This window comes from Protaetiibacter sp. SSC-01, from assembly GCF_014483895.1.
GTDB lineage: Bacteria > Actinomycetota > Actinomycetes > Actinomycetales > Microbacteriaceae > Homoserinibacter.
This window is the reverse complement of sequence record NZ_CP059987.1, coordinates 1,965,679-1,978,630: the sequence shown is the minus strand read 5'-3', so window position 1 is coordinate 1,978,630 and position 12,952 is coordinate 1,965,679. Positions and strand designations below refer to the sequence as shown.

Sequence of the window (12,952 nt, the reverse complement as noted above, 5' to 3'; positions counted from 1 at the left end):
GAGTCGAGCCGGGGGCCAAAGGTGATCGCCTCGCTGGCAGACGGTAGTTTTGGCGGCGTCCGTCGGGGAGGAGGCCGTTCGCCATGGCCAACGTTGAGTCGCTATACCTGCCGCGGCGATCCATCGCAGTCTTCGTGGAGTTCACGATCACTGGCTTGGGTCTAGTCGCCTTGCTACCGAGTCTTTTCTTGCTCGCGGGGCCAGACGCGGGGCAAGTCGCAATGCAGGTGAGTGAGGCAGTCGGGACGCAAATCGGGTGGGCACTGACCGCTCACCTCACCGCACTTCTGGCTCTCTATGTGTCTGCGATTGCCGGACAGGTGGGCGACCGGCGACGGATTATCGCCTTGTTCGGAGAGATGCTCGCGGCCACGACGTTTCCGCTTATAGCGCTCTTAGCAATTCGCGTGCGCGAGGTCGATGGGGCAGTTGCCTTCGCAATGTCGCTGTTGGTCAGCATCATTGTGTGGTTCCTGGCAGCGCAGTTGGGGACGTTCGGTTCGCCGCCTGCTGCCGATCACATTGCTGAGTTGCGTGCTCGCGAACAATCCCTGACGACTCGAATCGAGCGGCTCGAAGTGCAGGCGCGGCAGAAGGTCTGGATTGTTCTCGTCGCCAACCTCGGCGCCGTGGTCGTAGTCGTGCTTGCTGCGCTCGCGCTCACGTATCCGGAAGCGGCGTTCGACCTCGTCGTCCTATCTTGGATCTTCCTCGGCGCAGCGCTCCTGACCGTCGCGACCTGGGTGTCGCGCCTGCTGCACAACCTCGCCGATGACCGCTACGCGCGGTCCATCGCCTTTCTTCCCGCCGCTGCCGTGCACGTATCCCTCGCGTTGCTCATTGGGATTGGAATATTGCACTGGAGCAGTGTTTATCCGCTCGTCGTCGCGATGATCGGTGGTCAACTGGTTGTGATTCTGAGCGGGACAATGACATGGTCCGGGTGGTCTGTGCGCGACGGTGCGGCGAGGGCTGCGGTCTGGCTGTCGCAACGTCAGACGGTGCAGATTGAAGGAGACATCCAGAAGCTCGCTTCCATGCTCACGCCGACGCCGTTGAGAGCTCGCTGGAAGCGTGCGATCGACGTTCTCCTTTCCAACGACTAAGTCTCCGGCGAGATGACAACCCCAATTGCCCCAGATGTGGGGACGCATAACGTTCGACGTCGATGGATACCCTGAAGGAGGTCACGGGTGGATGCCCTCGAGCAACGAAGGCGGAGGTACGTGTCCAAGGACGGAACGCTGCGTAGCGCGTCGCTATCCCGGTTGCGCACGCCGCCGGTCCGGAGACGTGTGTGACCAGAATCAGCCACTACCAGGCGAAGTATTACGCGCACGAGCTTCAGCGCAGCTACGCCAATGACCACGTCGGCAAGCTCGCTGGCTTGCTGTTCGACGCCCAGGTGGAGCCGAAGCCGCACCAGATCGACGCCGCCCTCTTTGCTTTGCAGACACCGTTCCTGCCGGGCGTGATCCTGGCTGACGAGGTGGGCCTCGGAAAGACGATCGAGGCGGGGATCGTCATCTCTCAGCACTGGGCGGAGCGCCGCCGCAGCATCCTGATCGTTGCCCCGTCGAGTCTGCGGCAGCAGTGGCAGCAGGAGCTATACGAGAAGTTCCTGATCCCGTCCGCCATCCTCGACCCGAAGTCGAAAGAATCACTGCTTGCCGCAGCGGGTGGGCGCTCGACGCAAGTGCTGATCTGTTCCTACGAGTTCGCGCTCCGACATGAGACGTCGCTGCTGAAGGCGTGGGATCTCGTGGTCGCGGACGAGGCCCACCGGCTGCGCAACTACTGGACAGGCAAGACCAAGGCTGCCGAGGCGGTGGCGCACATAGTCTCGGGCGCGCACAAGACAGTTCTGCTGACGGCGACACCGTTGCAGAACAAGCTCGAGGAACTATATGGATTGGTAGCGATTTTTTATCCGGACTACTTCCACTCTCTAGACGCGTTCCGCGAGCGATACGTCAAGAAGATCGATGTGTCCCGTCATTTTGGGTCCCTGTCCGACCCGCGCAATGCAGATCGCGCGCGTGAATGGCTTGACGACTCAAGCGACTTGGCGGAACGTGTCGCGACCATATCGAAGCGCACGCTGCGTCGTGACGCTGACAAGTACATTCACTTCACCCAGCGCCTGCCGCTGACGGTCGAGTTCACTCCCTCGCCGGACGAGGCGCGGCTCTACGACCTGGTGAACGACTACCTGCAGCGCGACGAGCTATTCGCCTTCGCGGGCAGCCAACGTCACCTCTCTGCCCTGATCATCCGTAAGCGCCTCGGCTCGTCGACCTATGCGGTCGCGAGCACGCTCGAAAACATCGCGAATCGCCTGGCTGACGAAGTCGCGACCGGACAGCGTCACCATGGGCGTGGCGGCCTCGTTGCAGCCGACTTCGCCATTGACGATGAGATCACCAGCGAGGAACTGGAAGAGGCGGAGGAGCTCGAGGATACTGGCACTGGTTCCCGTGCCTCATCGATGCCCCGTGATGAGTCGCTGTTGGAGGCGACGCGGGCTGAGGTTGTCGAGCTGCGCGAGTACGCTGCGCTTGCCCGTTCGATCACTGTGAACCAGAAGGCGGTCAAGCTCGGTGAGGCACTCGACCGGGGCTTTGAGCGATTGCGTCAGCTGGGCGCTCCGGAGAAGGCCATCATCTTCACCGACTCGACCAAGACGCAGGAGTACATCGCCCGATCGCTGCGTGAGGCTGGTCGTGGCGAGGGGCTTGTCCTGTTCAATGGCTCGAACAGCGGACCCGAGCAGACCGCGATTTACCAGGCGTGGCTAGAAAAGAACAGAGACAGTGACCTGATCACCGGCATCGCGGCAGTGGATCGTCGCAAGGCGCTCGTGGATTACTTCCGCACCGACGGGACGATCATGATCGCGACTGAGGCTGCCGCAGAGGGCATCAACCTGCAGTTCTGCTCGATGCTCGTCAACTATGACCTGCCGTGGAACCCACAGCGGGTCGAGCAGCGCATCGGCCGGGTGCACCGTTTCGGGCAGAAGCACAACGTTGTCGTCGTGAACTTCTCGAACAAGGGCAACATTGCCGAGCAGCGCATCCTGGAACTGCTGACGAACAAGTTCCAGCTGTTCTCCAGCGTCTTCGGTGCCAGCGACGAGGTGCTCGGAGCGATCGAGGATGGCCTGGACTTTGAGAAAACGATCAGCGATATTCTCACCCACTGCAGAACCGCCGACGAGCTGGATGCCGCGTTCCGCGAGCTGGAGGCGCAGTACGCGACCGAGATCTCGCATGAGATGGCCAGCGCCAAGGCGAAGGTCTTCGACAACCTTGACCCGCACGTCCAGGATCGGCTCAAGGCGTACGACACGCAGTCCGGCGAGGTACTCAACAAGTTCGAGCGCTTGTTGCTCGCGGTAACCCGACACGAACTGCACGGGCACGCGACCTTCGAGGGCGACGGGCGCATCTTCGTACTGAACCAGTCCCCGGTGAAGGACGCGCCGACCGGCCGCTACTTCTTCAAATCCCAGCCGCTGGAGAACGCCCACCAGTACCGCTACGCGAGCCCGCTCGCAAGGCACGTCATCGATACGGCAAAGGCCCACGACACTCCGGCACGAGAGGTGAAGTTTTCGCTTTGGCAGTCGGAGCGGGTGAGTAGCGCAATCCGCGCGCTGGAAGGAACCAGCGGCGAGCTAACTGCGAACGTTGTGACCTTCCGCATGAAGGCACGCGATGAGGACATCTCCGAGTCCTACATGCTCGCCGGCGCCCTGACCGACGACGGCCGGTGGCTCGACGAGGAGTATGTCGCAGACATCCTCGACCTGGCTTGCATCGAGGTTGGCGAGCAGCCGGTGTCGATCGAAGCGGCACGTTTCACGCCGTACCTTGATGCCCGTCGGGCTGAGCTGGAGAAGGAAGTCCAGGGACGCAACTCCCGCTACTACGACCAGCAGGAGGAACTGCTATACCGCAACCAGCAGGATCGCAAGGCCGAGCACGAAGGCAGGATCCGCGAGTACCGGGCCAAGGAGAAGGAAGCCCGCAAGCTCGCCCGACAGGCGGACGACCCGATGGAGCAGCTACGCCTCAAGAAAGAGGCACGCAAGTGGGAGCAGCGTGCCGAGGAAGCCGACGAGGACTTCCGAGACACGCGCAAGAAGCTCCGCGCCGAGGCTGACAAGTATCTCGAACTGATCGAGCAGTCGCTCCAGGGCATCCAGGAGAACGAGCACCTGTTCACGATTCGCTGGCAACTCTCGAAGTGAGCGGCAGGATGAGCCGCCCGCATTCATTCCCGGTCTCCTCTAGTCCACGGGGAGAAGCGGTGGCTAAGCGAACGATGCCAGGCTTGCGCCGTGCTCTGCGAGTCCATAGAGATCTGGATAGATTGATCCATGATGCAGGCCGCGTTTTTCCAGCAGCTTCTTCCTGATTTCAGGTTTCGCCTTTGCTGCGATTCTCAACGTGTAGGCCGCCTGAGACTTCTTGGTAGTTCGGCGGTCGAGACTTTTCAAAAAGACTGAAACAGATGTGATTTCCCGTACATCGGCAGCAGGCATTGTTTTCATGTTTCCGTGTTGCCAGGCGCCAGGCATTCGATACCGCGAGTTCTGACCGTGCGGAAGCGACGGCACTCCGCCCACTAGGAACGCTCCATGCTGAGCAGTGATTCGTTCATTCAAGGCGCGTGGCGGGTTCCAAACGAATGGAAGGGATGTCTCCCAACCATTCTCTTCTCGTTCCCAATGCGCCCAAGGTATCTCCCGTGAGCCCCAGTTCGAGTCGAGATCGATAACCCGATCGTCAGACTGGAATGCAAAGAGCCGCCCATCGACATCCTCGAGAGGCTTATGAGTGTCCTTATCGAATCTCTGCTCCGTCGCAAAAAACACCGCAACTTCCACGGAATGGCTGACATCGATCAGCCGCGTAGGGCCACCATAGTGTTGAATATGTGCCAATGTTTCCAGGGCGCTGCCCCCCCTATCCGGCCAAGTGGTCCGGGAGATGGTCAGCAATTTGGACTCTAGGTCGCGCAACCGTGCTTCCGAAGGGATCCTATTGTCGTGGCGCTTCAGCCAGCGGTAAGCTGAACTTAATAAGCCGTAACTGCTGTCGTGAACGCCCCGCCAAACTAGTTTTCTTCCGTCAGACACCCATTCGACGTTCTTGAGCTCTTCCTCAAGTCTCGCCCAACTATCGACCGAACGCTCCCAAGCTTTGAAGTAGCTTTGCGGGTCCCAGGACGGTGGTGTCGTCGGCATAGTGGGAAGCGTACGGCAGTAGGCACGAGCGCTCGGCGACACATGTGTCGTCGTCGCGGCGTGGGAGACTCTGAGACGTGCACGAGACACCAGCGACGACCCCGCACTTCCGGACCGAGTTGGCAGCGCAGCTTGCCTTCTTGATTCCCGAGGCCATCGCAGATGGCAAGGTGGACGTCGAGAAGCTGAAGGAGCTGCTCGACGGTGACGCAGTCGAGACCAGCGAGCGGTTCGGACTATTCTGGCCCGGCAAGAGGCGCGCGCTACGCGCGGCACAGGAGCCGACCACGGCGACGCTGCGTCCTGACTTCGAAAACTCGAAGGACTGGGACACGACGCAGAACGTCTTCATCGAGGGCGACAATCTCGAAGTGCTCAAGATCCTACAGAAGCACTACCACGCGAAGATCAAGCTGATCTACATCGACCCTCCGTACAACACCGGCAAGGACTTCGTCTACCCGGATAATTACCGCGAAGGGCTCCAGACCTACCTGGAGTACGCCGGGCTGATCGGTGATGACGGCAACGCCAAGAGCACCATCGCGAAGAATACCTCGGATAATCCTCACTACCATTCGGCCTGGCTGAACATGATGTACCCGCGTCTCAAACTTGCTCGCAACTTGCTGACGGACGATGGCGTGATTCTGATCTCGATCAATGACGTCGAACAGGCGCAGCTGCGTCGGCTCTGTGACGAGGTGTTTGGAGAGAACAACCTCATTGCTCAGTTCGTGTGGCTCAACGACGGCAACGTCGACCAGCAGAGCAAGATCAAGGGCGTCCACGAGTACGTGCTCGCCTACGCCCGGAACACATCGAAGTTTGCGCGCCCGACTGTGATCGACCCCAACATCGGCGAAGAGAGCAAGCTGTACCGCGAACTGATTGAGAACTCGATCACGAAGAATGGTCCGGCGAACCCGCCTTCTGAGGTCGAGCTGCCCGTGGGCTTCCCTGCGAATTTTACCTCCGGTCGGATTGGCATTAGGGAGGACTCGTACCCGCACGTGTTGGACGAGATCCTCGTCGAGAATGGGAAGGTCGTAACTCCTGCACGCGTGCGTAGCGGTTGGAGTTCTCGGAACTTGCTTGATCTATTCATCCGCAACGGATGCTCACCCATCGACGACGCGGATGGCCGCGAGACGTGGTTCGAGCTGAGGGATACGGGTGCGATCTACATGATGAAGCGCCGCGCGGAAGATCAGGGTCATGTCCTGTCTGTCCTCCGGAATCTCGGGACGACCAAGCAGAACAGCTCGCTTCTTGCCTCATGGGGGTTGACGTTCTCCTACCCGAAACCCCTCGGTCTGATCGAGTATCTCGTCGCTGTCTTCACGCGCCCCGACGAAGACGCGTTGATTCTTGACTTCTTCTCGGGGTCGGCGACGACCGCGCACGCTGTGATGTCAGCCAACTTGAGGGACTCGGGTCGACGTCGTCATATTCAGGTCCAGTTGCCAGAGCCCGTGGGCGACGGGACCGGAGGCACAATTGCAGATCTCGCGCGTCGGCGTATCGATAAGGCTGGCGATTCGCTCGCCGGCACGCGAAAGAACCAGCTTCAGGTCGATGGAGGTCCCCCGCTCGACATTGGATTCCGCTCCTACAAACTCTCGGACACCAACTTCGCGAAATGGCGGTTGTCTAGCGAGGTCGAGGAAGACGCTTTGCAGCAGCATCTCCTCAGCCTTCGCGATAGCGCAACCGACGATGCGACTGCCGATGAGCTGCTCACCGAGATCCTGCTCAAGCAGGGCTACTCGCTGACCGAGGCCGTCTCGTCTGCGGAGATCGGCGCACTCGAAGTCCGGCTTGTGCGCGACCGAGACGGTGACGTCGCAGTGCTGGCATACCTAAACGAGCACGTCAAGCCGACACTTGAGCAGCTCCGAGCGCTCGTTGATGAAGCGCCGACGAGGATCATCGTGCTCGAGGATGCTTTCCAGGGCGACGACGAACTCAAGACCAACATGTCCCAGCTCGCGAAGAGCAAAGGCATCGAGGTCTGGACGGCGTGATGAGCGGATCAGGGTTTCAGTTCGACGCCAGTCAGCCGTACCAGCTGGATGCGATCGCGTCCGTGGTTGACCTGTTCGACGGGCAACCGAAGGATGCGGAGAATCTGGTCACGACCCTGCGTGGTACGGCAGTGTTGCCCGACTCGGATCAGGCGCCCCTCGATATCGACCTCACGCAGGAGGTAGGTGCAGTCGGCAACAGCCTGGTGCTCGATCGCGACCTGATCCTCGCGAACCTGCAGCGTGTGCAGGATCGAAATGGCCTCGAGGTCGCGCCGTCGCTTTCGGGCGACGCGCTTGACTTCGATATCGAGATGGAGACCGGCACGGGCAAGACGTATGTCTACCTCCGCACGATCTTCGAGCTGGCCGTACGTTACAACTTCACGAAGTTCGTGATCCTTGTGCCGAGCGTGGCGATTCGTGAGGGCGTCAGCACGAGCATCCGGCTCATGCGCGAGCACTTCGAGAAGCTCTACAAGCCGCGGGGCGTCACCTTTGATGCCTCGATCTACAGCGGCAAGAGCGCCGAGGAGGTGCAGTCGTTCGCGACATCCACAAACGTGCAGGTGCTGATCATGACGATCGACTCGATCCGCGGTGACAAGAACACCCGCATTATCCATCAGACGCGCGACAAGCTGAACGGGCTGCGGCCGATCGACTACCTGAAGGCGACCCATCCGGTCGTGATCATGGATGAGCCGCAGAACATGGAGTCGCAGCTCTCGCAGTCGGCGGTGGGCGAACTCGATCCGGTCTTTACTTTGCGCTACAGCGCGACCCACAAGAAGCAACGCAACGTCGTCTTCCGGCTTGACCCGGTGGATGCCCACGACCTCGGGTTGGTGAAGCAGATCGTTGTGGCCGAGGTGGCCCAGGAGGGCGCGGACGCGACACCGTATATCAAGCTGGTTGAGGTGCGGCGCGAGCCGTCGTGGTCGGCCCGCCTGGAGCTTTCGTGCCGCAAGGTCGACGGCTCGCTCGAGCGCCGGGTCGTGAGCGTGAAGCAACACCAGGAACTGTCGGATGTGCGCTTGACGAACAACCCGATCTACGGGGGCTGGCGCATCAACGAGATGAGCATCGAGCCCGCCTACGTCGACCTCACCTCGCACGGCTTCCTCTATGAGGGCGAGAGTATTGGTGCCTCCGCCGGTGCGATCTACAAGGAGATGATCCGCGAGACCGTCCGCGAGCACCTGCGCAAGGAGTCGATGCTGCGCGCCAAGGGTATCAAGGTGCTCAGCCTCTTCTTCGTTGATAAGGTCGCCGGTTACCTGGGCGTCGGCAGGAACAACGATGACGCGAATGGCGAATTCGTGCAGTGGTTCGACGAGGTCTTCGCCGAGGAGCGCGCGAGGTCTTCGCGTTACCAGGAGCTGCTGCCGCAGGCGCCGAGTGAGCTTCGCCGCGCGTACTTTTCCCAGATCAAGCGCGGCAAGACGACGACCTTCCAGGATTCGTCCGGCACGACCAAGGCCGATGACGACGCCTATGAGCTGATCATGCGGGACAAGGCTCGACTGCTTGATGAGAACGAGCCCGTGCGATTCATCTTCAGTCACTCTGCCCTGCGTGAGGGGTGGGACAACCCGAACGTATTCCAGATCTGCACCCTGCGCGAAATGGGCAAAGAGGTTGAGCGTCGTCAGACCCTCGGCCGTGGCCTTCGTCTGCCTGTCGCCAAGACCCACGACGGGTACACCCGTGTCGCTGACCGTGGCGTCGCGACTCTGACGGTCGTGGCGAACGAGTCCTACACGAAGTTCGCGGATGCACTCCAGCGCGAGTACAAGGACGCCGGGGTTGAGATCGGCCGGGTGCGCAAGGCCGAGTTCTCGAAGATTCCGCTGCAGGACACGAACGGTGCGATCACCGACCACCTGTTCGGCTATCAGCGCTCCCTCCTCGTATGGGAGCACCTCAAAGGCCATGGCTTCATCGACGAGGACGGTGTCGTCACCTCGAAGTTCCAGCCGAGCCAGCTCGGCTTCACGCTCGACCTGCCTGTCGACTTCGCCTGGGCTGAGGCGATGATCATCGAGCTGGTCGAGCGCGCGAACATCGGCAAGTACGTCAAGCCGGTTGGCAAGCGTCAAGCGCGCGTGCTCAATAAGCGGCTCTACTCCACCCCGGGGTTCGAGGAATTTTGGGAGACCATCAGTCAGAGAACCACCTACCGCGTCAGGGTCGAGCGCGAGCAATTGATTGAGAACGCCATCCGGGCGATCCGTGAAGCGCCCGAGATCGACCCGCTGCGCATCCAGGTCACCCGCGCCGGAGTAAAGGTGCTTCGCGGCGGGGCGAAGGGCGAGGAACTCAGCACCCGCTCAGCCGATCTCAAGGGCAGTTATGACCTGCCCGACATCGTTACCGAGTTGCAGGAGACTACCTCCCTCACCCGCAAGACCATCGTCGACATCCTGATCGGCAGCGAGCGACTGGGTGAGTTCATTGGCAACCCCAACGACTTCATCTCGATGGCCAAGCGCGCCCTCCAAAGTGAGCTGGCGAAGATCGTGGTCGACGGCATCCAGTACGAGCGGATCGCGGGCTCGGTCTACGAGCTACGTGAGCTGCAGCGGGACGGTGAGGAGGAAAAGGAGCGCTTCCTCGACCAGATGTACAAGGTGCAGCACACCCAGAAGACCGACTTTGACTACGTCGTCTTCGACTCGGACGTGGAGCGTAAGTTCGCAGAGCTACTCGACTCCCGCGAGGACATCAAGTTGTTCATGAAGCTGCCCGCGAAGTTCAAGATCGACACCCCGGTCGGCCCCTACAACCCCGACTGGGCGATCATCAAGCAGGAGGACGGCGAGGACCGGATCTACATGATCCGCGAAACGAAGAGCACGCTCGACGACTCGAAACTTCGGCCGACCGAGCTGGCCAAGATCAAGGCCGCGAAGCGACATTTCGAGGCGATCGGCGTCGGCGACTACGCGCGTGCGGTTCCGGGAGCGTGGAAGCTCTGACCTCTTCTGCCCGCTCTGGTCAGACGAGTCCGCGACCGAGGTCTGCTCGCTCTTCGTACCGTGGCGAAGACGCCGCAGAGGCCGCTTCGACGATGGACTCGACCGGTAGCCATCGGCGGGCTGCGAGTTCGGTTGTGCCAACTATGCGTGTGTGCTGCGGCGCACCTACCCGGTTGTCTCCCACGGGGTGGACGCCGGCCACCTTGGTCCGATTCGTGTCAAGGCCCCTGACGCATCCGATCGTGCCCCATACCGTCGAACCATGATCGAGCGAACATCCCGCCCGTCCGACATCGCCCGCCAGGTCGCGGTCATCTCAGCGGCCGCGTTCATGATCATCGCCGCGCTCGTCGGCACAGGTATCTTCGGGGGCACGCCCGTAGAAGACCTGCAAGACGGCAAGCTGAGCGCCGAGTACAGCTTCCTCGCGCCGGCGCAGCAGGCGTTCTCGATCTGGAGCGTCATCTACGTCGGACTGCTCGCCTACACGGTGCGGCAGGCGCTGCCGGGCCAGCGCGCCAGCGAACGGCAGCGCGCGCTCGGGTGGTGGATCGCGCTCAGCATGGTGCTCAACGGGCTGTGGCTCGTGTTCGCGCAGTTCACGACGTTGCTGCTCACCGTGATCGGCATCGTCGCCCTGCTGGTCGTGCTCTGCATCATCTTCCGGATCGCGGTGGGCACCCGCGAGGCCGGCGGGGGAGTGCTCGACTCGCTCCTCATCGATGGCGCCAACGGGCTGCACCTCGGCTGGGTGACGCTCGCGACTGTCGCGAATACAACGGCGTTCCTGACGGACATCGCACCGGATGCGTGGGGCGACGCCGCCACTCCGGTCGGCATCGTGGTGCTCGTCGTCGTCGGGCTGATCGGGGTGGCAATCGCGTCGTTCAGCCGCGGGCGGGTCGCGCCGGCGCTTGCGCTCACGTGGGGGCTGAGCTGGCTGGCCGTCGGGCGACTGGCAGGGGAGCCGGAGAGCACCGGTATCGGGATCACGGCGATCGTGATCGCGGTGGTTGTGCTGCTGTCGGCGATCATCGTTCGCTTCGCTCGCGGCCGCGCGCCCACGTCGTAGCGGGCTCGGAGGCGCGGCGCGGCTCCCGCCCCGACATACTGAACCGCGTGAAGGTTCTCGAGGTCGTCGCCGCGGTGTTGACCCTCGAGGACGGCCGTGTGCTTGCGTGCAGGCGCCGCTCGGATATTGCCGCGGGCGGGGCGTGGGAATTCCCGGGTGGCAAGGTCGAGCCGGGCGAGCAGCCGGCGGCGGCCCTTGAGCGCGAGATTCTTGAGGAGCTCGGCGCCCGCATCCGAGTCGGGACCTCGCTCGGCACGCACGACACGATCGTTGGTGAACGAATCATCCGGCTGACTTGCTACCGCGCCACCGCGCAGGCCGAACTACCCACCCACAGCACCGACCACGATCAACTCCAGTGGCTCGACCCCGCTGACCTTGAGAGTGTCGAGTGGGCGGAGCCCGACGTGCCGTTTGTCCGGCTGCTTAGTCAGCGCTAGCGGGCTCCACTACCTCGAAGTCACCGTCACCGCGGAACGCGACCGTGATGCCGAGCTTCGACATGAGGGTCATCAGGTCGGGGGCGGGGCGGCCGGGGAGCAACACCATTGGCCGTGCGGCCGTTCCGTGTCGCTCGGCAACATGCGTGTAGTCCAGGACCTGCCCGATCGCCGTCCGTACGAGATTGCGGCTGATCGACTTCTTCGCCTCGACGATGAAGCCAGACCCTGCGAGGTAGAGATCGGGTTCGATGGTGGCGCCGTCGGATCGCAGGAGAAGTCGCGACGGCGGATCGTTCCGTTCGCGCGACCACTCGCCGAAGTCCGCCTGCAGTTGCATCTCGATGCGCGACACCACGCGTTCGCCTGGCGGCGCCTCTTCGGTCTGCGCGATGACGATGTCGGAGGCGTCCGGCGGCATCCACGACAGCACCTCGGCACCGTTGAGCAGCGGCCCCTCGGGCTCGCCCAGGAGCGACATGTCAGCGCTCACGGGAACGAGGTTGAAGATGATGCCTTTCCGCGGGCTGCCGTTGCGATCCGGAATGGTCTCGACGCGGTAGGTGGGCTCGCCCGTGGTGAACTCGCCGACGTACTGGGCTCGCGTTCCCTCGACCGTGAAGAGCTGAAGCCGCTTGCCGTTGGCGGCGGAGTCGCGGATCGCCTTGTTGCCACGCAGGAACTCCTGGTCGCCGACCTGGCCCTCGCCGGTGTAGCCGAAGGAACCGTCCTCGCGGTATCCCTCGTGAACCGCGTAGCCGTGGCTTGACCCGCCCGAGCCGGAGAAGATCAGGATGTCGTCCTGGCCCGGCAGCGTGACGATCCCGTTCTGGCGTGAGCCGCCGAAGCGCTCGTGAAGCTCGCGGCGGAGTACGACGTCTCCGGGTTCCAAGGGCCATGCGTCTGAGTCGTTAGCCTTGCCTGCCAGCTCAGCGCGGACGTGCGCGGCCTGCTCGTCGGTGAGCTGCCAGCGGGTCTCGTGCGATGGCAGTGTGCCGTAGCGAGCGCGGAGGATCGTGCGGACGCGCTTAGCGGTGACGCCCAGTTCGAGGGCGAGTTGCGCAGGGGTGAGGTCTGCCATGGCCTGACGCTAGCGACGGGAGCCTGGCGGCGAATCCCCGCTTTGTGGTGGCAGCTACACCTGGATCAGATCTCGACACGCGCTGCTGAACGCTGCG

The 12,952-nt window shown here is 62.3% G+C and carries 8 protein-coding genes; 6 read left to right on the top strand and 2 right to left on the bottom strand.

Features of this window, described 5'->3' with window-relative positions; all coding sequences use genetic code 11:
* Positions 1-83 precede the first annotated feature (83 nt).
* Positions 84-1,106, top strand: coding sequence for a hypothetical protein (locus tag H4J02_RS09375; protein WP_187674336.1), 1,023 nt, complete (start codon positions 84-86; stop codon positions 1,104-1,106).
* 191 nt (positions 1,107-1,297) lie between these two features.
* Positions 1,298-4,255 carry an SNF2-related protein gene (locus H4J02_RS09370; RefSeq protein ID WP_187674335.1) on the top strand — a complete coding sequence of 986 codons (2,958 nt, stop codon included), beginning with the start codon at positions 1,298-1,300 and terminating at the stop codon, positions 4,253-4,255.
* A 63-nt stretch (positions 4,256-4,318) separates the two neighbouring features.
* On the opposite strand, the gene H4J02_RS09365 is transcribed toward H4J02_RS09370, so the two are convergent.
* Positions 4,319-5,254: an FRG domain-containing protein gene (locus H4J02_RS09365; protein WP_187674334.1), complete on the bottom strand. Its 936-nt coding sequence runs from the start codon at positions 5,252-5,254 to the stop codon at positions 4,319-4,321.
* 77 nt (positions 5,255-5,331) lie between these two features.
* Here H4J02_RS09365 and H4J02_RS09360 point away from each other — a divergent pair, with 77 nt between their 5' ends.
* The 4 genes from H4J02_RS09360 (at position 5,332) to H4J02_RS09345 (ending at position 11,774) form a co-directional block, all read left to right on the top strand.
* Positions 5,332-7,281, top strand: a complete 1,950-nt coding sequence (locus tag H4J02_RS09360; RefSeq protein WP_187674333.1) for a site-specific DNA-methyltransferase — start codon at positions 5,332-5,334, stop codon at positions 7,279-7,281.
* A complete protein-coding gene (locus H4J02_RS09355; protein ID WP_187676523.1) occupies positions 7,281-10,262 on the top strand; it encodes a DEAD/DEAH box helicase family protein in 2,982 nt (993 codons plus the stop codon). The genes H4J02_RS09360 and H4J02_RS09355 overlap by 1 nt, the downstream gene beginning before the upstream one ends.
* A 151-nt stretch (positions 10,263-10,413) precedes the next feature.
* Positions 10,414-11,334 carry a TspO/MBR family protein gene (locus H4J02_RS09350; protein ID WP_316250694.1) on the top strand — a complete coding sequence of 307 codons (921 nt, stop codon included), beginning with the start codon at positions 10,414-10,416 and terminating at the stop codon, positions 11,332-11,334.
* A gap of 47 nt (positions 11,335-11,381) precedes the next feature.
* A complete protein-coding gene (locus tag H4J02_RS09345) occupies positions 11,382-11,774 on the top strand; it encodes a (deoxy)nucleoside triphosphate pyrophosphohydrolase (protein ID WP_187674332.1) in 393 nt (130 codons plus the stop codon).
* On the opposite strand, the gene H4J02_RS09340 is transcribed toward H4J02_RS09345, so the two are convergent.
* Positions 11,761-12,855: a hypothetical protein gene (locus H4J02_RS09340; protein ID WP_187674331.1), complete on the bottom strand. Its 1,095-nt coding sequence runs from the start codon at positions 12,853-12,855 to the stop codon at positions 11,761-11,763. The genes H4J02_RS09345 and H4J02_RS09340 overlap by 14 nt on opposite strands.
* Positions 12,856-12,952: the final 97 nt, after the last annotated feature.